Consider the following 21,853-nt stretch of genomic DNA (forward strand, 5'->3'; position numbering starts at 1 on the left):
ATGTTACGTATCGCAGATAAAACTTTTGAATCGCGTCTTTTCACCGGCACCGGGAAATTCGCAGCCCCCGACGTCATGGTCGAAGCCATTCGCGCCTCCGGTAGCCAACTGGTTACGCTGGCGATGAAACGTGTCGACCTGCGTCAGCATAATGACGCTATTCTCGCGCCGCTGCTGGCGGCGGGTGTGAGCCTGCTCCCCAATACTTCAGGGGCGAAAACGGCGGAAGAAGCCGTCTTTGCCGCCCGTCTGGCGCGGGAAGCGCTGGGCACAAACTGGCTGAAGCTGGAAATCCACCCGGATGCCCGCTGGCTTCTTCCTGACCCAATTGAAACCCTGAAAGCGGCAGAAATATTAGTGCGGGAAGGATTCGTGGTACTGCCTTACTGCGGCGCTGACCCTGTGCTGTGCAAGCGTCTGGAAGAAGCGGGCTGCGCGGCGGTGATGCCGCTCGGCGCGCCTATCGGCTCCAACCAAGGGCTGGAAACCAAAGCGATGCTGGAGATTATCATCGAACAGGCCACGGTACCGGTGGTCGTTGATGCAGGTATTGGCGTACCGAGCCATGCGGCGCAGGCGCTGGAAATGGGCGCTGATGCGGTCCTGGTCAATACCGCTATCGCCGTTGCCGACGATCCGGTAACCATGGCCCGCGCGTTCCGCTTAGCGATCGAGGCAGGATCGCTGGCGAGACAGGCCGGGCCCGGTGCTCGTAGCAGCCAGGCACAGGCCACCAGCCCGTTGACCGGCTTTCTGGAGGCGCTGGTATGAAAACTTTCACTGACCGCTGGCGGCAACTGGACTGGGACGACATTCGCCTGCGTATTAACAGTAAAACCCCGGCTGACGTCGAACGCGCACTGGCAGCAAAACAGCTCAGCCGCGATGACATGATGGCCCTCCTCTCGCCTGCCGCCGCAGGCTATCTGGAACCTTTGGCGCAGCGTGCACAGCGTCTGACCCGCCAGCGTTTTGGTAATACCGTCAGTTTTTACGTCCCGCTGTACCTCTCCAATCTGTGCGCCAACGACTGTTCCTACTGTGGCTTCTCAATGAGCAACCGCATCAAGCGCAAGACTCTGGACGATAATGAGATCGCTCGCGAGTGCGCGGCAATCCGCGAAATGGGCTTTGAGCATCTGCTGCTGGTCACCGGTGAACATCAGGGTAAAGTCGGTATGGACTATTTTCGTCAGCATTTGCCCGCTATTCGCCGCCAGTTCGCCTCGCTACATATGGAAGTTCAGCCGCTGGCGATGGAGGAGTATGCCGAACTCAAAACTCTCGGTCTGGACGGAGTAATGGTCTACCAGGAGACCTACCATGAAAGCATGTATGCGAAGCATCATCTGAAAGGCAAAAAACAGGACTTCTTCTGGCGCTTAGATACGCCGGACCGACTCGGCCAGGCGGGGATTGATAAGATTGGCCTCGGCGCATTAATCGGCCTCTCCGACAGCTGGCGCGTGGATTGCTTTATGGTGGCGGAGCATCTGCTGTGGCTCCAGCAGCGCTACTGGCGCAGCCGCTACTCCATCTCTTTTCCGCGATTACGACCTTGCGCCGGAGGCATCGAACCGGCCTCGCTCATGGATGAACGTCAACTGGTGCAAACTATTTGCGCCTTCCGTCTGCTGGCTCCGGAAATCGAACTCTCGCTCTCAACCCGCGAATCTCCCTGGTTTCGCGATCGGGTCATTCCACTGGCCATTAACAACGTCAGTGCATTTTCGAAAACCCAGCCAGGTGGCTATGCCGATAACCATCCTGAGCTCGAACAGTTTGCGCCTCACGATGACCGTCGCCCCGAAGAGGTCGCCAGCGCGCTGGTTGCCAGTGGGCTTCAGCCAGTTTGGAAGGATTGGGACAGCTGGCTGGGACGCGCTTCCCGGTCGTCATGAAGAGGAATGTAATTCCTTAAAAGTTCTTCGTGCATGCTCGTAAAAAGAGAAACGGGAGATTGTTGTCAGATTTCCGTTTCTCTACCCTGTCTTCGTCAGCAGTGGATGCTGTCCAGGGCGAATGATAGCTCTTCCTCATTTTCGCCCTGCTCCACTCTCACATTGTTATCGCATATAAATAAATCCATCTTACAAAGCGAGAGTTATAATTAACGGAGTTTTATCTGATTCGCTCAGCAGGCATGCTGGCTAAACCTGCGTTTAAACCCACGGTTTATCTCTTCTGGAACGATTTACGACTCATGGCTCGTCATAACAGAAAACTCTCTTTCACCACGCCGATTTTGATCGGGTTTGCGGGTATTTTACTCAGCTTCTTGCTGATCGCGGTGTTTGTCACTCAGACTCAGCGCAACGATTTTCTTGAGGGTTATCATCATACAAACCGCAACTTCACTCATAACATGGCGACGAATTACACGGAAACGCTGCTCCGGGGAAATGATTTTATCCTCGCTCGCGCAGCAACTTTCTTTGCGCGCAATGATGAATTAAACAATGCCGTTAACATCAACCCTGAAAAAGGTTTAATGCTGTTAATGCAGTTGCAAAACATGATGCAGACAGTTTCCTCAATCTCGCTGGCAGATACAGACGGGCACTATCTACGCGTGCCCGAGGTGCTGGAGACCGAAGATAGTCGGACCTTTGATGCCAAATCGCGGCCGTGGTTTATCAAACAGGCAGGAGCTAGCACTGTCAGCCTCTATACCAGTCCCTATCTCGACTATTTCACGCATCATCCAACCATTACTCTCTATAAACCCATTATCTCTCCAGAAGGGCGACTCAAAGGGAGCCTCGCTTTTCATCTCGACCTGACATCAATGGGTTACGCGTTACGACAAATGGTTGCACCTGTTCAGGGCGAATTTTTTGTCGTGCAACGTGATGGTAAAGTCGTTCTTCATCCCGATCCTGGCGCTCTGTTTAAACCCTATGTTAGCAGCACCTTGATGGACAGTATGACCAGCGGCGAAGGCCAGCTTTATGATGCAGATAAAGACGTCTGGTACTATTACTACTCTTTTACCAATCCTGACTGGTTCATTATCTACCGTGTCGCCAATTCGACGCTAATCAACTTAACGCGCCACGAAACCAACATTGTGTCCTGGGGTTTTGCCCTTGCCGCCATTGTCATTGTTCTGTTTGGGCTATACCTACGCCATGCGTCACGCACCGTACTAATGAACATCATCAATGCAATTAAGACCGGGGACGTTAAGCGTGCGCCGCGCCTTGAGGCCATGCTCAGCAAGGCCATTGAGAGCAATAAGCAGCGCGAACTAACCTACGTTCGTCAGGCAACCATCGACGCGCTAACTGGCTGCAAAAACCGCAGGGCCTTCGACAACGATATTGCCGCGCTGATGACCGATCATCAGCCTTTCGCCCTCGCGCTGGTTGATATTGATAACTTTAAATCGATAAATGATACCTGGGGCCATCTCAATGGCGACATCGTCCTGCGTAACGTGGCCCGTGAGGGTCTACAGGTTTTGCAACCTTTACACGTTTCACTCTATCGCTACGGTGGCGAAGAATTTGCGGTAATATTTGCCGCTGAGCATATCGATAATGCCCTGATGTTGTTGGAAAACTGGCGAGCCAACGTCGCGCAGCGCTCCTGGCGTGAAGAGGGATTGACGGTAACGTTCAGCGCGGGCTTAGGCGAATGGAATATGGAGCCACTAGAGCAATTGGTAGTGAGCGTCGATGAGGCACTTTACAAAGCCAAACAGCAGGGAAAGAATCGTATTATTCGCACTTGAGATAATCAGCTTCTACAAGCCCACTTCGCTGGGCTTTATTGATATTTTCAGCCACAAAAAAGAAACCGGTTTCATTATTTTGTGATGACTTACACACAATCATCGTAAAGCGGTTGTTCCGCCCTCTTGCCCGCGATAAAGATGGTATATCAAGGAACACAAGGGCCACGAACTATGAAGAATATCGTTTTATGCTGTGCTGCGGGTATGTCCACCAGCATGCTGGTTCAACGCATGCAGGCGGCTGCGCAACAGAAAGGTATCGAAGTCTCCATCAAAGCCGTACCGGTCGCCGAGTTTAAAGATAACCTCGCGGCTGCCGATATTATCCTGCTCGGACCACAAGTGAAGTATGAGCAGGCGAAACTACAGGCGCAGGCCGATCCGTTCGGTAAAAAAGTCGCCGTTATCGATATGATGGATTACGGCATGATGAAAGGCGATGCCGTGCTTGATAAAGCCCTGAAGTTGATGGAGTAAGAGATGGAAGATTTAGAAACGATCATTATGGAGCTGTTGGTTAACGCCGGTTCAGCACGTAGTTCAGCCTTAACCGCTCTGCAGCTGGCGCGTAAAGGTGATTTCGCCGCCGCCGAGCAGGCCATGGCTGAATCCCACGAATTCGTTAAGCATGCACATAAAATCCAGACTCAGCTCATCGGTCTGGACGAGGGTACCGGCAAGCTTCCGGTCAACCTGATTACCGTTCACTCGCAGGATCACCTGATGAACGCGATGGTCATTCAGGATCTGGCGACCGATATGATTGAACTCTATCGCCGTATTCCGCTCGCACAATAGCCTCGACCCTTTAACAGGCGCCGCTATCGGCGCCTGCCTCCTCTTAAAGAAAGCCGTACATCGCCGCAAATACCCAGCCAAAGACGCAAGAGACGCTGACGCCAATTAAGCCTGGCAGGATAAAACTATGGTTAATCACAAAGCGGCCGATATGCGTGGTACCTGAACGGTCGAACTGAATCGCCGCCAGATCGCTTGGGTAGGTCGGCAGAATATAATAGCCATAGCAGGCAGGCGCAGAAGCCACAATATAGGCAGGATCGACGCCAATCGCCAACGCCACCGGGACAATCGCCGCCAGCGCAGCCGCCTGGGAGTTAACAAACTTCGACACCATCAGCAGCACGATGGCGTAGGCCCACGGATACTCTTTGACCATCTCCCCCAGCACGCCTTTAATTTCGGTCATGTGCGCGCCGAACATGGTCTCCGCCATCCACGCGATACCATACACCGCAACGATGGCGATCATCCCCGAACGGAAAACCTCATTTTTGGAAATCGATGCCGGATTAGTTTTGGTAATGATAATGATGAGCGCTCCGGAGAGCAGCATAAACATCTGGATCACCAGAACCATCGATAGCGGCTTACCGTCGAACGCCGGGCGCAGTTCGGAAAAGGCACCGAGTAAGGCAACCACTGCGATCGATGCGAGAAAAATCCACATCGCAATCCAGTTACTGGTCGGCAGCTTCTTATCCAGTAGCGTGGCCGTATCGCCGTAAACATAATGGCGATTTTCCGGTGTCGAGATGAAGTCCTGAAATTTTTCGTCTTTATCCAGGTCCTTACCACGAAACCAGCTAAAAATACCGATAGCCAGAATACCTAATAGCGTGGACGGGATAGTTATAGCCAGGAGATCGAGGAATTCAAGATGTTTACCGTTAAACGTGAAATTACCAAGCATGGCAACCAGTGAGACAACCGCAACGGAAACCGGGCTGGCGATAATTCCCATCTGCGCACCGATAGAACTTGCCGCCATAGGCCGTTCCGGACGGATATTATTCTTAATGGCAACGTCATATATAATCGGCAGAATCGTATAAACGACGTGACCAGTGCCGCAAAGAATCGTCAGCGTACAGGTGACAAATGGCGCGACGATCGAGACGTACTTCGGGTTGCGCCGCAGGAGTTTCTCGGCAATCTGCAACATGACATCTAAACCGCCGGAGGCCTGTAATGTCGCCGAAGCGGCGACCACCGCGATAATCACCAGCATGACATCGACGGGCGGTTTTCCCGGCTGAAGATGAAAAACAAAGACTAAGATAACTAGCCCAATGCCGCCTAAAAGACCGAGCGCAATTCCGCCCTTTTTCGCGCCATAGAACAGACAAATTAAGATAATGATGAGCTGTATAGCAAATTCCATGCATCCCCCAGAAACTATCTATTAAATAACGGCAATGCTCACGCTTTGTTTTTATTTGCTCACCTCCTCTATCGCCTTTTCGACAGGCGCTGCAATCCTCTCAGCTGTGGTAAACCGAAAAGAACAGGGAAAGTAATCACATGATTATTTGAGTTTTTTGACTATATAGAGTTTGCGGTTCTTATTTTTTGATACGTGTAGAATTTCCGCCTATCAATTGATGACGCAATTAATAAATAGCAATTAATGATTTATATTAATGACTAATTGCTAATTAATTGGAGTATTAACATTAATAAAATGTAAATTAAAATGAATGTAATGAAGAATGCCGATCGGTTGGCAGGCGCTAAATGACGGCCCTCTGAAAAAATAGTCCATGTTCAGAAATGACAATAAAAAAAGCCAGTCAGGAAACCCGACTGGCTTTTTAAGCGCTTAGCGAATCAACGATTAATCGTTGTCAGAGCCACCCAGACCTGCGTTCAGCAGTTCTGCCAGGTTAGCTGAAGCTTCTTCAACACTTACCTGCGGTACAGCTGGCTGTTCGCCTGCTGCACGACGGCGCATACGATCCTGGTGGTACGCATAACCGGTACCAGCCGGGATCAGACGACCCACGATGACGTTCTCTTTCAAGCCACGCAGTTCGTCGCGTTTACCCGCAACGGCTGCTTCGGTCAGGACACGCGTGGTCTCCTGGAACGATGCGGCAGAAATGAACGACTCGGTTGCCAGAGACGCTTTGGTGATACCCAGCAGGTCGCGGGAATACGTTGCCGCCACTTTGCCGTTCGCTTCCAGATCGCGGTTAGCAATCTTGACGCGGGAGTATTCAACCTGCTCGCCTTCCAGGAAGTCGGAGCTACCAGCACTTTCGATGGTCGCTTTACGCAGCATCTGACGAACGATAACTTCAATGTGTTTATCGTTAATCTTAACGCCTTGCAGACGATATACGTCCTGTACTTCGTTGGTGATGTAACGCGTTACCGCGTGTACGCCACGAAGACGCAGGATGTCGTGCGGTGCTTCCGGACCGTCGGAAACCACGTCACCACGTTCTACACGTTCGCCTTCAAACACGTTGAGCTGACGCCATTTCGGAATCATCTCTTCGTACGGATCGCTACCGTCTAACGGAGTGATAACCAGACGACGCTTCCCTTTGGTTTCTTTACCGAAGGAAATGATGCCGCTGATTTCCGCCAGGATTGCTGGCTCTTTCGGACGACGTGCTTCGAACAGATCCGCAACGCGCGGCAGACCACCGGTGATATCCTTGGTACCGCTGGATTCCTGAGGAATACGCGCCAAAGCGTCACCCGCGCTGATCTGGATGCCATCTTCCAACTGGACGATCGCTTTACCTGGCAGGAAGTACTGCGCAGACATATCGGTGCCAGGGATCAGAACGTCGTTACCGTTAGCATCAACGATTTTCAGGGCCGGACGCAGGTCTTTACCACCCGCTGTACGCTCTGCAGAATCCAGAACCACCAGCGAAGACAGACCGGTCAGCTCGTCGGTCTGACGAGTAATGGTCTGGCCGTCAATCATGTCAGTAAAGCGGATGAAACCACTTACTTCAGTGATTACCGGCATGGTATGCGGATCCCAGTTCGCTACGGTTTCCCCGCCAGCAACCTGCTCACCATCACCTTTGCCCATCACCGCACCGTAAGGAACTTTATAGCTCTCTTTAGTACGACCGAATTCGTCGATCAGCTTCAGCTCGGTGTTACGAGAGGTCACTACCAGCTTACCGGCAGAGTTCACAACCGACTTCGCATTGCTCAGACGGATGCTACCTTTGTTTTTCACCTGGATGCTGGATTCAGCAGCCGCACGAGATGCCGCACCACCGATGTGGAACGTACGCATCGTCAGCTGTGTACCCGGCTCACCGATGGACTGTGCCGCGATAACGCCGATGGCCTCACCTTTGTTGATGATGTGGCCACGCGCCAGGTCACGACCGTAGCAGTGCGCACATACACCAAAGTCGGTGTCACAGGATACAACGGAACGCACTTTGACGGAGTCAACGGAGTTCTCTTCCAGCAGGTCACACCAGTGCTCGTGCAGCAGCGTATTGCGTGGAACCAGAATGTCCGCGGTGCCCGGCTTCAGAACATCTTCAGCAGTCACACGACCCAGGACGCGATCGCGCAGCGGCTCTTTAACATCGCCACCCTCGATAACCGGGGTCATGGTGATGCCTTCCAGGGTACCACAGTCGTCTTCAGTGACAACCAGGTCCTGGGCAACGTCAACCAGACGACGAGTCAGGTAACCGGAGTTCGCTGTTTTCAGTGCGGTATCCGCCAGACCTTTACGCGCACCGTGCGTGGAGATGAAGTACTGAAGTACGTTCAGACCTTCACGGAAGTTCGCGGTGATTGGCGTTTCGATGATGGAGCCATCTGGCTTCGCCATCAGGCCACGCATACCAGCAAGCTGACGAATCTGTGCAGCAGAACCACGCGCACCGGAGTCGGCCATCATGTAGATGCTGTTGAAGGAAACCTGCTGCTCTTCTTCGCCGTCACGGTTAATCACGGTTTCAGTTTGCAGGTTATCCATCATCGCTTTAGATACACGATCGTTCGCAGCAGCCCAGATATCGATAACTTTGTTATAGCGTTCGCCCGCAGTTACCAGACCAGACTGGAACTGTTCCTGAATCTCAGCAACTTCAGCTTCCGCTTCGCTGATGATCTCGTATTTTTTCTCCGGGATGACCATGTCATCGATACCAACGGATGCACCTGAACGCGCTGCATAAGCAAAGCCGGTGTACATCGTCTGGTCCGCAAAAATAACGGTTGGTTTCAGGCCCAGAATACGGTAACAGGTGTTCAGCATCTTAGAGATCGCTTTTTTACCCAGTGCCTGGTTCACGATGGTGAACGGCAGACCTTTAGGTACGATCATCCACAGAATGGCACGGCCAACGGTCGTGTCTTTCAAGCTGGTTTTCGCGACGAATTCGCCGCTTTCATCTTTTTCGTACTCGGTGATACGCACTTTAACGCGCGCATGCAGAGAGGCCAGGCCAGCACGATAAATACGCTCAGCTTCTTTCGGGCCTGTCAGCACCATGCCTTCGCCTTTGGCGTTAACACAGTCACGAGTCATGTAGTACAGACCCAATACAACGTCCTGAGAAGGAACGATGATAGGTTCACCGTTCGCTGGGGACAGGATGTTGTTGGTAGACATCATCAACGCACGCGCTTCCAGCTGGGCTTCCAGCGTCAGCGGTACGTGAACAGCCATCTGGTCACCATCGAAGTCGGCGTTATATGCCGCACAAACCAGCGGGTGCAGCTGAATAGCTTTACCTTCGATCAGTACAGGTTCAAAGGCCTGGATACCCAGACGGTGCAGTGTTGGCGCGCGGTTCAGCAGTACCGGGTGTTCGCGGATCACTTCGTCCAGGATATCCCAAACGACAGCTTCTTCACGCTCAACCATTTTCTTAGCGGCTTTGATGGTGGTGGCCAGGCCACGCAGCTCCAGTTTGCCGTAAATGAATGGTTTGAACAGCTCCAGTGCCATTTTCTTCGGCAGGCCGCACTGATGCAGACGCAGGTATGGACCTACGGTGATTACAGAACGACCGGAGTAGTCAACACGCTTACCGAGCAGGTTCTGACGGAAACGACCCTGCTTACCTTTGATCATATCAGCCAAAGATTTCAGAGGACGTTTGTTAGAACCGGTGATCGCACGACCGCGACGACCGTTATCCAGCAGGGCGTCGACCGCTTCCTGCAGCATACGTTTTTCGTTACGTACGATGATATCCGGCGCAGCCAGATCCAGCAGACGTTTCAGACGGTTGTTACGGTTAATCACGCGACGATACAGATCGTTCAGATCTGAAGTTGCGAAACGACCACCATCCAGCGGAACCAGCGGACGCAGATCTGGCGGCAGAACCGGCAGAACGGTCAGGATCATCCACTCTGGTTTGTTACCAGACTGCACGAACGCTTCCAGCAGTTTGATACGCTTGGTCAGCTTTTTACGCTTGGTTTCGGAGTTGGTTTCGTTCAGCTCTTCGCGCAGAGTTTCACACTCTTGCTCCAGATCCATGCTTTTCAGCAGGGCCTGGATTGCTTCCGCACCCATCTTCGCATCGAATTCGTCACCGAACTCTTCCAGCGCGTCCAGATACTGCTCTTCAGTCAGGATCTGTTGACGTTCCAGGTTGGTCATACCGCCTTCGATAACGACATAAGATTCGAAGTACAGTACGCGTTCGATATCACGCAGCGGCATATCGAGCAGCAGGCCGATACGGGACGGCAGAGATTTCAGGAACCAGATGTGCGCAGTCGGAGACGCCAGCTCGATGTGGCCCATACGCTCACGGCGCACTTTAGTCTGGGTCACTTCAACGCCGCACTTCTCACAGATCACACCACGGTGTTTCAGGCGCTTGTACTTACCGCACAGGCACTCATAGTCTTTTACCGGCCCAAAGATACGGGCGCAGAAAAGGCCGTCACGCTCAGGCTTGAACGTACGGTAGTTAATGGTTTCCGGCTTTTTAACTTCACCAAAAGACCATGAACGGATCATGTCTGGCGAGGCCAGAGCAATTTTGATCGCATCAAACTCTTCGGTTTTAGTCTGCGCTTTCAGAAACTTTAATAAATCTTTCACGGATTTGCTCCCGTCGGAGTTAGCACAATCTGGCGCCGGGAATTATCCCGGCACCAGTGACCTGTTTGAGCGAGAGTTACTCGTCTTCCAGTTCGATGTTGATGCCCAGCGAGCGAATCTCTTTCAACAGTACGTTGAAGGATTCCGGCATGCCCGGTTCCATCTGATGGTTGCCGTCCACGATGTTTTTATACATCTTGGTACGACCGTTCACGTCATCAGACTTAACGGTGAGCATTTCCTGCAGGGTGTATGCCGCGCCATAAGCTTCCAGCGCCCACACTTCCATCTCCCCGAAGCGCTGACCACCGAACTGCGCCTTACCACCCAGCGGCTGCTGAGTAACCAGGCTGTAAGAACCGGTAGAACGCGCATGCATTTTGTCATCAACCAGGTGGTTCAGTTTCAGCATGTACATGTAGCCAACGGTTACCTGGCGCTCGAACTGCTCACCGGTACGACCGTCAAACAACGTGATCTGACCGGAAGTCGGCAGGCCGCCCAGCTGTAACAGTTCCTTGATTTCAGACTCTTTCGCACCGTCGAATACTGGCGTTGCGATCGGCATACCTTTTTTCAGGTTTTCAGCAAGACGCAGAACTTCTTCATCAGTGAAGGTATTCAGATCGACCTTCTGACGAACGTCTGTACCCAGATCGTAGGCACGCTGGATGAATTCGCGCAGTTTGGCGACTTCTTGCTGCTGTTTCAGCATGGCGTTGATTTTCTCGCCAATACCTTTCGCAGCCATACCCAGGTGGGTTTCCAGAATCTGACCGATGTTCATACGAGACGGTACGCCCAGCGGGTTCAGTACGATGTCTACCGGCGTGCCGTTTTCATCGTAAGGCATATCTTCGATCGGGTTGATCTTAGAGATAACACCCTTGTTACCGTGACGACCAGCCATTTTGTCACCAGGCTGAATCTGACGTTTAACGGCCAGATACACTTTAACAATCTTCAGCACGCCTGGTGCCAGATCGTCGCCTTGAGTGATTTTGCGGCGCTTCGCTTCGAGTTTCTTCTCGAACTCGTGTTTCAGTTCGTCATACTGCTCAGCCAGCTGTTCTAGCTGATTTTGTTTCTCTTCGTCGGTCAGGCCGAGTTCCAGCCAGCGGTCACGCGGCAGTTTGTCGAGCTTCTCAGCTTCAACACCACCGGAAACCAGCACCGCGTAGATACGACCAAACAGGCCAGCCTCGAGGATCTGCAATTCTTCAGACAGGTCTTTCTTCGCCTGCTTCAGCTGCATCTCTTCGATTTCCAGCGCACGTTTGTCTTTTTCTACGCCATCGCGGGTAAAGACCTGAACGTCGATAATCGTACCGGAAACACCGTTTGGTACGCGCAGAGAAGAGTCTTTAACATCAGACGCTTTCTCACCGAAGATTGCACGCAGCAGCTTCTCTTCTGGCGTCAGCTGGGTTTCACCTTTCGGCGTGACCTTACCAACCAGAATGTCGCCACCGGTAACTTCTGCACCAATGTAAACGATACCGGACTCATCCAGTTTGGAGAGCGCAGCCTCACCCACGTTCGGGATGTCAGCAGTGATCTCTTCCGGCCCCAGCTTGGTGTCACGAGACACACATGCCAGTTCCTGAATATGGATGGTAGTGAAACGGTCTTCCTGAACAACACGCTCGGATACGAGGATGGAGTCTTCGAAGTTGTAACCATTCCATGGCATGAATGCCACGCGCATGTTCTGACCGAGCGCCAGCTCACCGAGGTCGGTAGACGGGCCATCTGCCAGCACGTCGCCGCGCTCGATTGGCTCACCCAGAGACACACACGGCATCTGGTTAATACAGGTGTTCTGGTTAGAACGGGTGTATTTGGTCAGGTTATAGATGTCGATACCTGCTTCACCCGGGTACATCTCGTCTTCGTTAACTTTGATAACGATACGGGAGGCATCCACGTACTGAACCAGACCGCCACGTTTAGCAACCGCAGTTACACCGGAGTCAACGGCAACAGCACGTTCCATACCGGTACCAACCAGCGGCTTATCAGCACGCAGAGTCGGAACCGCCTGACGTTGCATGTTCGCACCCATCAATGCACGGTTGGCGTCATCGTGTTCCAGGAACGGGATCAGGGACGCACCGACGGAAACCACCTGTTGGGTGGAAACGTCCATGTAGTCAACCTGGTCGCGGCTGAACAAGCTGGATTCGCCTTTGCTACGACAAGTTACCAGGTCTTCTTCAAAGTGGCCTTCGTCATCCAGGTTGGAGTTCGCCTGAGCGATAACGTAGTTGCCTTCTTCAATAGCAGACAGGTAATGAATTTCGTCGGTAACAACACCGTCGGTTACTTTACGGTACGGAGTCTCAAGGAAGCCGTATTCGTTAGTCTGTGCGTACACGGACAGGGAGTTGATCAGACCGATGTTCGGACCTTCAGGCGTTTCGATAGGACATACGCGACCGTAGTGAGTCGGGTGTACGTCTCGAACTTCAAAGCCTGCGCGTTCACGGGTCAAACCGCCTGGGCCGAGTGCGGAGATACGACGTTTGTGCGTAATCTCAGACAACGGGTTGTTCTGGTCCATAAACTGGGAAAGCTGGCTGGAACCGAAGAACTCTTTAACCGCGGCAGAAATCGGCTTGGCGTTGATCATATCCTGAGGCATCAGGGTATCCAGATCGCCCAGAGACAGACGCTCTTTCACCGCACGCTCAACACGCACCAGGCCAACGCGGAATTGGTTTTCCGCCATTTCGCCTACGGAACGGATACGACGGTTACCGAGGTGGTCGATATCATCGACTTCGCCTTTACCGTTACGGATATCGATGAGCTTTTTCATCACTTCGATGATGTCTTCTTTGCTCAGGATACCGGAACCTTCGATTTCATCACGCAGCAGAGAGCGGTTGAACTTCATACGACCAACCGCTGACAGATCATAGCGGTCTTCGGAGAAGAACAGGTTCTCGAACAGATTTTCAGCTGCTTCACGAGTCGGTGGTTCACCAGGGCGCATCATGCGGTAGATTTCTACCAGTGCGCTCAGACGATCGTTGGTTGGGTCGACGCGTATAGTCTCAGACATATACGCACCGTGGTCCAGATCGTTGGTGAACAGAGTTTCAATGCGCTTATGGCCAGACTGGCTCAGCTTCGCCAGCAGATCCAGGCTCAGCTCCATGTTCGCAGAGCAGATCAGCTCACCGGTAGATGCGTCAACATAGTCTTTAGATGCAACTTTACCCGCAATGTACTCAACCGGAACTTCGATATGTTTGATATCGTCTTTTTCCAGCTGGCGAATGTGGCGTGCAGTGATGCGGCGGCCTTTTTCGACGTACAACTTGCCGTTAGCTTCGATATCAAAAGAAGCTGTTTCACCGCGAAGACGCTCAGGAATGAGCTCCATCTGCAGCTTGTTATCGCGAATTTCAAAGACCACTTTGTCGAAGAACAGGTCAAGGATCTGCTCAGTGGTGTACTGCAGCGCACGCAGAATAATCGTTGCTGGCAGCTTACGACGGCGGTCAATACGGACAAACAGGTTGTCTTTCGGGTCGAACTCGAAGTCCAGCCAGGAACCACGGTAAGGAATGATACGCGCGTTATACAGCACTTTACCCGAAGAGTGGGTTTTCCCTTTGTCGGAGTCAAAGAAGACGCCTGGGCTACGGTGCAGCTGAGAAACGATAACACGCTCGGTACCGTTGATAACAAAGGTGCCGTTGTCAGTCATGAGCGGAATTTCGCCCATGTAGACTTCTTGTTCTTTAATGTCTTTGACTGTGCCTTCCGGCGCTTCGCGCTCGTAGATCACCAGACGCAGTTTTACACGCAGCGGTGCCGAATAGGTCACGCCACGAATCTGACATTCTTTAACGTCAAAAACAGGTTCGCCCAGACGGTAGCTGACGTATTGCAGCTCAGAATTACCGCTGTAGCTCTTAATCGGAAATACGGAACGGAAAGCTGCTTCCAGACCATACTGTCCTTCAGGATCTTGCTCGATGAACTTCTGAAACGAGTCAAGCTGGATAGAAAGGAGATAAGGTATGTCCAGAACCTGCGGACGTTTACCAAAATCCTTACGAATACGTTTTTTCTCGGTATAGGAGTAAACCATAGGGTTCCTCAGCTCGCTGACAAGTCGACCCATCTGCCCACATAAGGCAGTTTTTTATGCAACACTATTTTGTTGACCGGAAAATGGAACACTTTCCGCAATACCTGTTTCTATCACGCTTAAACCATTTCATTGCAATTTACACAGCTCAGGAGCCCTAACCTGTCGCAGTATATTAAGTCGTCTATAGAAACAAGCATTGTCAGGACAACCAGTAGTCAAACAGTGTGAAATGCTACTGGCGCCTTACAGCGCAAAAAGGCTGGTGACCAAAAAGTCACCAGCCATCAGCCTGATTACTCAGGCTGCAACCGGAAAAGTTGGCTTATTTAACTTCAACTTCAGCGCCAGCTTCTTCCAGAGATTTTTTCAGTGCTTCAGCGTCATCTTTGCTCACGCCTTCTTTCAGAGCGGCCGGAGCAGATTCTACCAGGTCTTTAGCTTCTTTCAGACCCAGGCCAGTTGCGCCACGTACTGCTTTGATAACGGCAACTTTGTTAGCGCCGATACCTTTCAGAATTACGTCGAATTCAGTTTTTTCTTCAGCAGCTTCAGCCGGGCCAGCAGCTACAGCTACAGCAGCAGCAGCAGAAACACCGAATTTTTCTTCCATTGCAGAGATCAGCTCAACAACGTCCATTACGGACATAGCGGATACTGCTTCAATGATTTGATCTTTAGTGATAGACATTTAAATTGTTCCTGAATATCAGAATAAGTTTATACGTAAGCAGATGCTTTACAAAGACAACTGCGATTAAGCAGCTTCTTTCGCATCGCGAACAGCAGCCAGAGTGCGAACCAGTTTGCCAGCCGAAGCTTCTTTCATGGTTGCCATCAGGCGTGCAATTGCTTCTTCGTAGGTCGGCAGGGTTGCCAGGCGATCGATTTGCGATGCCGGGATCAACTCACCTTCAAAGGCTGCGGCTTTGACCTCAAATTTTGCATTCGCTTTCGCGAACTCTTTGAACAGACGAGCAGCTGCGCCCGGGTGTTCCATAGAGTATGCAATCAGGGTCGGACCAACAAACGTGTCTTTCAGGCACTCGAACTGAGTACCTTCAACGACGCGGCGCAGCAGGGTGTTACGAACAACACGCATGTAAACGCCAGCTTCACGACCTGCTTTACGCAGTTCAGTCATTTTGCCTACAGTAACGCCACGGGAATCCGCAACTACTGCAGACAGCGCGCCTTTGGCTACTTCGCTGACTTCAGCAACAATCGCTTGTTTGTCTTGAAGATTTAAAGCCATTAGCTTTGCTCCTGGATGTTTGCCAGAGTTTATGCTCTGGAACTCACTTCACTCTTTCCAACGAAAGAGCGTCTTTATACGGTGAGCAGAAACAAGCCAGAGTATCCAAAAATAATCTTAGCGTTCTGTCACCGTCTACGCAGGGCATTAAGTTTCTTGCGAAACACCTGCGGTCTTCGACGGAGGCCTGGATAGGCCAGGCTCCAACGAACAAATCTGTTATTTGCTAACTTTCGTTAACAAACGTGGGGGTAGAATTGTAGACAAATCCTACGCCCACGTAAAGGCGAATATTAGTTCGCCACTGTCGCAGTCAGACCAGACTGATCAACGGCAACGCCAGCACCCATGGTGGTGGAGAGGCTAACTTTCTTGATGTACACGCCTTTTGCCTGAGTCGGTTTTGCTTTTTTCAGCGCAACCAGCAGAGACTCCAGGTTTTCTTTCAGTTTGTCAGCGTCAAAATCCACTTTACCGATGGTAGTGTGGATGATGCCGTTTTTGTCGTTACGGTAACGAACCTGGCCTGCTTTAGCGTTCTTAACTGCTTCAGCAACGTTAGGAGTCACGGTACCAACTTTCGGGTTTGGCATCAGGCCACGTGGACCCAGAACCTGGCCCAACTGGCCAACAACGCGCATTGCATCCGGGGAAGCAATAACAACGTCAAAGTTCATTTCGCCTTTTTTGATCTGGTCAGCCAGATCTTCCATACCTACCAGCTCGGCGCCTGCAGCTTTAGCTGCTTCAGCGTTCGGGCCCTGGGCAAATACGGCTACGCGAACGGAACGACCTGTGCCGTGCGGCAGTACAGTTGCGCCACGGACGTTCTGGTCAGATTTACGAGCGTCGATGCCGAGGTTTACAGCAACGTCAACGCTTTCTACAAACTTAGCGGTCGCCAGCTCTTTCAGCAGGGCAATGGCTTCGTTGATGTCATACTGTTTAGTTGCATCAACTTTGTCACGGATCACGGACATGCGCTTGGTCAGTTTAGCCATTTCTTAGTCCTCCACTACCAGGCCCATGGAACGTGCAGTACCTTCAATGGAGCGAGTCATCGCTTCAATGTCGGAACCAGTCATGTCGGCAGCTTTGGTCTGCGCGATTTCCTGCAGCTGAGCGCGGGAAATTTTACCTACTTTATCTTTGTTCGGCTTACCGGAACCAGACTTGATGCCTGCAGCTTTCTTCAGGAGAACAGCAGCCGGCGGAGTCTTAGTAACAAAGGTAAAAGAACGGTCAGCGTAAACGGTGATAACAACCGGGATTGGCAGACCTTTTTCCAGGGATTCGGTTTTAGCGTTGAACGCTTTGCAGAATTCCATGATGTTCACACCCTGCTGACCCAGTGCTGGACCAACCGGCGGACTCGGGTTTGCCATACCAGCTGCAACCTGCAGCTTGACGTAGGCTTGTACTTTCTTAGCCATTTAAATTTCCTCGTTTGGGTGTAACGCCTTTAAAAAAGGCTCCCCGTGATAAATATCGCTTTATGGGCATATGACCCATAAAAACAAAAGGCGCGAAATTGTATGTCAATTTCGCGCCTCACGCAATGATTAAATCGCTGTTTTTTTGATCGGCAGTTAAGCTTTTTCTACCTGAGCAAAATCAAGTTCAACCGGAGTTGCACGACCGAAGATAGAAACGGACACCTTCAGACGCGACTTCTCATAGTCAACTTCTTCGACGACGCCATTAAAGTCTGCGAACGGACCATCGCTAACGCGTACCATCTCACCCGGTTCAAATAGCGTTTTCGGCCGCGGCTTATCACCAACCTGCTGCAGACGGTTCATGATCGCGTCCACTTCTTTATCACTGATCGGAGCCGGACGGTCAGAGGTGCCGCCGATAAAGCCCATCACTCGAGGCACGCTACGCACCAGGTGCCAGCTCGCGTCATTCATGACCATCTGGACCAGTACATAACCAGGGAAGAATTTACGCTCGCTTTTACGGCGCAGGCCGCCACGGATCTCGACCACTTCTTCCGTCGGCACCATGACTTCGCCAAACAACTCTTCCATATTGTGTAATTTGATATGTTCACGCAACGAGGTAGCTACGCGACCTTCAAAACCGGAAAACGCCTGAACGACGTACCAACGTTTTTTAGGAGCTTCAGACATCTCAGAACCTCAGGCCAGTGATAAAGGATACCAGGCGAACCAGAATACCATCCAGTCCCCACAGGATCAGTGACATTACTGCAGTCACTGCGGCAACAATCAGCGTAGTGTGCAACGTTTCCTGGCGAGTTGGCCAAATAACCTTGCGGACTTCAGTTCTCGCTTCGCGAGCGAAAGCCACTGTCGCCTTACCTTTTGTCGTTAACAGCGCGACGCCGCCTGCTGCAGCGATCAGAATCACTACGGCCAACGCACGCACTGCCAGCATAATGTCACGATAGAGGAAGTTGCCGACGATAGCCATAATCAGCAGCACGGCAACAATCGCCCACTTCATCGCTTCGAGGCCGCGCCCGCTCCCTTGAGCTTCGGTATTCGCACTCATAAACCAACCTGTCACAAGAATTCAGACAAATATCTTCACCCCGCATGAAATACGAGGCGACCAAACCGAAATGCTCTGTTGCGTTTCGGACTTAACGCCCTCTTCAGAGCCTGTCTCAGCAATGATTATGACTCAAAAAATCACTGATGAGCCAGGTTCTGGTGTGAAAGCGTGCAAAAAGGGCATCAAATGATGCCCTTTTATTGCGCATTGCGTCAAATGTTATCAGTGATTAGCTGAGAACTTTAGCAACAACGCCCGCGCCAACGGTACGGCCGCCTTCACGGATTGCGAAACGCAGACCGTCGTCCATTGCGATCGGGTGGATCAGGGTAACAACCATTTTGATGTTGTCGCCCGGCATAACCATCTCTACGCCTTCCGGCAGTTCGATGGTGCCAGTCACGTCAGTTGTACGGAAGTAGAACTGCGGACGATAGCCTTTGAAGAACGGAGTATGACGGCCGCCTTCATCTTTGGACAGAATATAAACTTCAGATTCGAACTTGGTGTGCGGCTTGATTGAGCCCGGCTTAGCCAGTACCTGGCCACGTTCGATTTCTTCACGTTTGATACCACGCAGCAGAACACCTACGTTCTCACCAGCACGGCCTTCGTCCAGCAGTTTGCGGAACATTTCAACGCCGGTACAGGTAGACTTCGCAGTCTCTTTGATACCAACGATTTCAACTTCTTCGCCAACTTTAACAATACCGCGCTCTACACGGCCGGTAACAACAGTACCACGACCGGAGATGGAGAATACGTCTTCGATAGGCAGCAGGAACGGCTTGTCAATCGCACGCTCTGGTTCCGGGATGTAAGAATCCAGGAAGCCAGCCAGTTCGATGATTTTCGCTTCCCACTCAGCGTCACCTTCCAGTGCTTTCAGAGCAGAACCACGAACGATCGGAGTGTCGTCGCCCGGGAAATCGTACTGAGACAGAAGTTCACGAACTTCCATTTCGACCAGTTCCAGCAGCTCTTCGTCATCAACCATATCGCATTTGTTCAGGAACACGATGATGTACGGAACGCCTACCTGACGACCCAGCAGGATGTGCTCACGGGTCTGCGGCATCGGGCCGTCAGTCGCAGCAACAACCAGGATCGCGCCATCCATCTGCGCAGCACCGGTGATCATGTTTTTAACATAGTCGGCGTGGCCCGGGCAGTCTACGTGTGCGTAGTGGCGAGTCGGGGTGTCATATTCAACGTGGGAGGTGTTGATGGTGATACCACGAGCTTTTTCTTCCGGCGCGTTATCGATCTGATCGAATGCGCGAGCAGCACCGCCGTAGGTTTTAGCCAGTACGGTAGTGATTGCAGCGGTCAGCGTTGTTTTACCATGGTCAACGTGGCCGATAGTACCGACGTTAACGTGCGGTTTTGTACGTTCAAACTTTTCTTTAGACATCGATTGTCCCTCTAAGACACGGATAAATCGGTGATATCACCACATCAACCAGGCAACATGCCCGACTTGTTGAATGCAATAGAATAGAGAGAAACAGGGAGGAGAGATAAAGAAGTGGTGCTGATACCCAGAGTCGAACTGGGGACCTCACCCTTACCAAGGGTGCGCTCTACCAACTGAGCCATATCAGCACGTCTGGAGCGGGCAGCGGGAATCGAACCCGCATCATCAGCTTGGAAGGCTGAGGTAATAGCCATTATACGATGCCCGCATCCTGAAACTCGGCTACCCAGTTCTTTCTATAACAAAAAAAAGAGATGAATCTCTTTTTTTTGTTTGAGTTGACTAGTTTAACCAATCAACCCTGGCTTCGCAAAGCGTTGCCGAAAGATGGTGGTGGGGGAAGGATTCGAACCTTCGAAGTCGATGACGGCAGATTTACAGTCTGCTCCCTTTGGCCGCTCGGGAACCCCACCAGGCACTTGATGGTGCCGACTACCGGAATCGAACTGGTGACCTACTGATTACAAGTCAGTTGCTCTACCTACTGAGCTAAGTCGGCATCAAGTAGCGCGCATTCTAGGGAGACCTGAGAGTTCATGCAACTAAAAAATTGCATAAAACGTTCTATCGCTCACATTTTGTGCTTAATCGAGAAAAAACGGTGTAAATTCAAACAACGAAGCACAAAAATACACCATTCATCGCACAAAGTTACTTAGAGGTAACTCCTGAAAATGTAAAATCCCCTTTTGATATAACATCTTTACCGCTACGAGCTACCCGTGGTCTCAGTTAATTAACATTGGCAGCCCTGTAGAAGACTTTATATGCCACCACCAACTCATTCGCCTCTGTGATGTTACCGTTAGAAAGCATCATTCAATGAGTTTTTTTCTTATTATTCCTTGCAATCTGGTGTTACCCTCCTGCCCATTGTCCTGATTAACTAGTGTGAAGCACCCCCGCCTTTCTTTCATTCGGCGACTGCAAGAACATGCTTATGAGCCAAAAAGAGCAAACGTTAATGACACCGTACCTACAATTTAACCGCGACCAATGGGCTGCACTTCGTGATTCTGTTCCGATGACGCTAGCAGAGGAAGAAATCACGCGGTTAAAAGGCATCAATGAAGATCTTTCCCTTGAAGAAGTTGCAGAGATTTATTTGCCACTGTCGCGCTTGCTCAATTTTTATATCAGTTCTAACTTGCGCCGCCAGGCGGTACTGGAACAATTCCTCGGTACCAATGGTCAACGCATCCCTTATATCATCAGTATTGCGGGTAGCGTGGCTGTCGGCAAAAGTACTACTGCGCGCGTGCTGCAAGCTTTACTCAGTCGCTGGCCCGAACATCGCCATGTTGAATTGATCACTACCGATGGTTTTTTGCATCCTAACGCAGTATTGAAAGAACGCGGCCTGATGAAGAAGAAGGGCTTCCCGCAGTCTTACGATATGCATCGCTTAGTTAAATTCGTTTCCGACCTGAAATCAGGCATTCCAAACGCCACTGCTCCTGTCTATTCACATCTGATTTATGATGTTATTCCTGATGGGGATAAAACAGTTATCCAGCCGGATATTTTAATTCTTGAAGGATTAAATGTTTTACAAAGTGGAATGGATTACCCACACGATCCACATCATGTATTTGTTTCAGATTTTGTTGATTTTTCAATTTATGTCGATGCGCCAGAAGACTTGCTCAAAACATGGTATATCAATCGTTTTCTGAAATTTCGCGAAGGGGCATTTACCGACCCCGACTCTTATTTCCATAATTACGCACAGCTTTCTAAAGATGAAGCTATCAACATTGCCACATCGTTATGGAATGAGATTAATCTTTTGAATTTAAAGGAAAACATCCTTCCAACTCGTGAGCGGGCTAGTCTTATAATGACTAAAAGTGCAAATCATTCCGTCAATCAAGTTCGATTACGAAAATAAGACA

Annotated in this window: 16 protein-coding genes and 4 tRNA genes; 6 read left to right on the forward strand and 14 right to left on the reverse strand. The window is 51.1% G+C overall.

Features of this window, described 5'->3' with window-relative positions; all coding sequences use genetic code 11:
* From thiG to AC07P6_RS28785, 5 genes are all read left to right on the forward strand, one after another.
* Complete coding sequence (gene thiG / locus AC07P6_RS28765; protein ID WP_478315232.1) at positions 1-771, forward strand: thiazole synthase; 771 nt, start codon at positions 1-3, stop codon at positions 769-771.
* A complete protein-coding gene (gene thiH, locus AC07P6_RS28770; RefSeq protein ID WP_478315233.1) occupies positions 768-1,901 on the forward strand; it encodes a 2-iminoacetate synthase ThiH in 1,134 nt (377 codons plus the stop codon). Before thiG ends, thiH begins: the two co-directional genes overlap by 4 nt.
* A gap of 302 nt (positions 1,902-2,203) precedes the next feature.
* Positions 2,204-3,736 carry a sensor domain-containing diguanylate cyclase gene (locus AC07P6_RS28775; RefSeq protein WP_478315234.1) on the forward strand — a complete coding sequence of 511 codons (1,533 nt, stop codon included), beginning with the start codon at positions 2,204-2,206 and terminating at the stop codon, positions 3,734-3,736.
* A 219-nt stretch (positions 3,737-3,955) separates the two neighbouring features.
* Positions 3,956-4,216, forward strand: coding sequence for a PTS sugar transporter subunit IIB (locus AC07P6_RS28780; RefSeq protein WP_249415956.1), 261 nt, complete (start codon positions 3,956-3,958; stop codon positions 4,214-4,216).
* Between the two features lie 3 nt (positions 4,217-4,219).
* A complete protein-coding gene (locus tag AC07P6_RS28785) occupies positions 4,220-4,537 on the forward strand; it encodes a PTS lactose/cellobiose transporter subunit IIA (RefSeq protein ID WP_110277341.1) in 318 nt (105 codons plus the stop codon).
* A 43-nt stretch (positions 4,538-4,580) separates the two neighbouring features.
* Here the strand turns inward: AC07P6_RS28785 and dcuB are convergent, their stop codons facing one another.
* The 14 genes from dcuB to AC07P6_RS28855 form a co-directional block, all read right to left on the reverse strand.
* Positions 4,581-5,921, reverse strand: coding sequence for an anaerobic C4-dicarboxylate transporter DcuB (dcuB, locus tag AC07P6_RS28790; protein WP_110277340.1), 1,341 nt, complete (start codon positions 5,919-5,921; stop codon positions 4,581-4,583).
* 453 nt (positions 5,922-6,374) lie between these two features.
* Positions 6,375-10,598 carry a DNA-directed RNA polymerase subunit beta' gene (gene rpoC / locus AC07P6_RS28795; RefSeq protein ID WP_112217118.1) on the reverse strand — a complete coding sequence of 1,408 codons (4,224 nt, stop codon included), beginning with the start codon at positions 10,596-10,598 and terminating at the stop codon, positions 6,375-6,377.
* 76 nt (positions 10,599-10,674) lie between these two features.
* Positions 10,675-14,703, reverse strand: coding sequence for a DNA-directed RNA polymerase subunit beta (gene rpoB / locus AC07P6_RS28800; protein ID WP_181484082.1), 4,029 nt, complete (start codon positions 14,701-14,703; stop codon positions 10,675-10,677).
* A 325-nt stretch (positions 14,704-15,028) separates the two neighbouring features.
* On the reverse strand, positions 15,029-15,394 hold the full coding sequence (gene rplL / locus AC07P6_RS28805) for a 50S ribosomal protein L7/L12 (RefSeq protein ID WP_049842133.1): 366 nt from the start codon (positions 15,392-15,394) through the stop codon (positions 15,029-15,031).
* A 66-nt stretch (positions 15,395-15,460) separates the two neighbouring features.
* A complete protein-coding gene (gene rplJ / locus AC07P6_RS28810; protein ID WP_111753862.1) occupies positions 15,461-15,958 on the reverse strand; it encodes a 50S ribosomal protein L10 in 498 nt (165 codons plus the stop codon).
* A 293-nt stretch (positions 15,959-16,251) separates the two neighbouring features.
* Entirely contained in the window at positions 16,252-16,959 is a 708-nt protein-coding gene (gene rplA, locus AC07P6_RS28815; protein ID WP_110277336.1) for a 50S ribosomal protein L1, read from the reverse strand.
* 3 nt (positions 16,960-16,962) lie between these two features.
* A complete protein-coding gene (gene rplK, locus AC07P6_RS28820; protein ID WP_004097640.1) occupies positions 16,963-17,391 on the reverse strand; it encodes a 50S ribosomal protein L11 in 429 nt (142 codons plus the stop codon).
* Positions 17,392-17,547: 156 nt separating this feature from the next.
* Positions 17,548-18,093: a transcription termination/antitermination protein NusG gene (gene nusG, locus AC07P6_RS28825; protein ID WP_041143537.1), complete on the reverse strand. Its 546-nt coding sequence runs from the start codon at positions 18,091-18,093 to the stop codon at positions 17,548-17,550.
* A gap of 1 nt (position 18,094) precedes the next feature.
* Positions 18,095-18,478: a preprotein translocase subunit SecE gene (gene secE, locus AC07P6_RS28830; RefSeq protein WP_110277335.1), complete on the reverse strand. Its 384-nt coding sequence runs from the start codon at positions 18,476-18,478 to the stop codon at positions 18,095-18,097.
* A 232-nt stretch (positions 18,479-18,710) separates the two neighbouring features.
* On the reverse strand, positions 18,711-19,895 hold the full coding sequence (gene tuf / locus AC07P6_RS28835) for an elongation factor Tu (protein ID WP_182235593.1): 1,185 nt from the start codon (positions 19,893-19,895) through the stop codon (positions 18,711-18,713).
* A gap of 115 nt (positions 19,896-20,010) precedes the next feature.
* Positions 20,011-20,086, reverse strand: a tRNA-Thr gene (locus AC07P6_RS28840).
* Positions 20,087-20,091: 5 nt separating this feature from the next.
* A tRNA-Gly gene (locus tag AC07P6_RS28845) sits at positions 20,092-20,166 on the reverse strand.
* A gap of 120 nt (positions 20,167-20,286) precedes the next feature.
* A tRNA-Tyr gene (locus tag AC07P6_RS28850) sits at positions 20,287-20,371 on the reverse strand.
* A 10-nt stretch (positions 20,372-20,381) separates the two neighbouring features.
* Positions 20,382-20,457, reverse strand: a tRNA-Thr gene (locus AC07P6_RS28855).
* Positions 20,458-20,898: 441 nt separating this feature from the next.
* Here AC07P6_RS28855 and coaA point away from each other — a divergent pair.
* Positions 20,899-21,849 (forward strand): type I pantothenate kinase, encoded by a 951-nt coding sequence (coaA, locus tag AC07P6_RS28860; RefSeq protein ID WP_478315235.1) that lies wholly within the window; start codon positions 20,899-20,901, stop codon positions 21,847-21,849.
* The last annotated feature ends 4 nt before the right edge of the window (positions 21,850-21,853 follow it).

The organism is Klebsiella sp. GFKo11, assembly GCF_056490265.1.

Bases quoted from the DNA above. Each gene is read 5' to 3' on its own strand.
- thiG (WP_478315232.1), top strand. From the start codon at position 1: ATGTTACGTATCGCAGATAAAACTTTTGAATCGCGTCTTTTCACCGGC.
- thiH (WP_478315233.1), top strand. From the start codon at position 768: ATGAAAACTTTCACTGACCGCTGGCGGCAACTGGACTGGGACGACATT.
- AC07P6_RS28775 (WP_478315234.1), top strand. From the start codon at position 2,204: ATGGCTCGTCATAACAGAAAACTCTCTTTCACCACGCCGATTTTGATC.
- AC07P6_RS28780 (WP_249415956.1), top strand. From the start codon at position 3,956: ATGCTGGTTCAACGCATGCAGGCGGCTGCGCAACAGAAAGGTATCGAA.
- AC07P6_RS28785 (WP_110277341.1), top strand. From the start codon at position 4,220: ATGGAAGATTTAGAAACGATCATTATGGAGCTGTTGGTTAACGCCGGT.
- dcuB (WP_110277340.1), bottom strand. From the start codon at position 5,921: ATGGAATTTGCTATACAGCTCATCATTATCTTAATTTGTCTGTTCTAT.
- rpoB (WP_181484082.1), bottom strand. From the start codon at position 14,703: ATGGTTTACTCCTATACCGAGAAAAAACGTATTCGTAAGGATTTTGGT.
- rplL (WP_049842133.1), bottom strand. From the start codon at position 15,394: ATGTCTATCACTAAAGATCAAATCATTGAAGCAGTATCCGCTATGTCC.
- rplJ (WP_111753862.1), bottom strand. From the start codon at position 15,958: ATGGCTTTAAATCTTCAAGACAAACAAGCGATTGTTGCTGAAGTCAGC.
- rplA (WP_110277336.1), bottom strand. From the start codon at position 16,959: ATGGCTAAACTGACCAAGCGCATGTCCGTGATCCGTGACAAAGTTGAT.
- rplK (WP_004097640.1), bottom strand. From the start codon at position 17,391: ATGGCTAAGAAAGTACAAGCCTACGTCAAGCTGCAGGTTGCAGCTGGT.
- nusG (WP_041143537.1), bottom strand. From the start codon at position 18,093: ATGTCTGAAGCTCCTAAAAAACGTTGGTACGTCGTTCAGGCGTTTTCC.
- secE (WP_110277335.1), bottom strand. From the start codon at position 18,478: ATGAGTGCGAATACCGAAGCTCAAGGGAGCGGGCGCGGCCTCGAAGCG.
- tuf (WP_182235593.1), bottom strand. From the start codon at position 19,895: ATGTCTAAAGAAAAGTTTGAACGTACAAAACCGCACGTTAACGTCGGT.
- coaA (WP_478315235.1), top strand. From the start codon at position 20,899: ATGAGCCAAAAAGAGCAAACGTTAATGACACCGTACCTACAATTTAAC.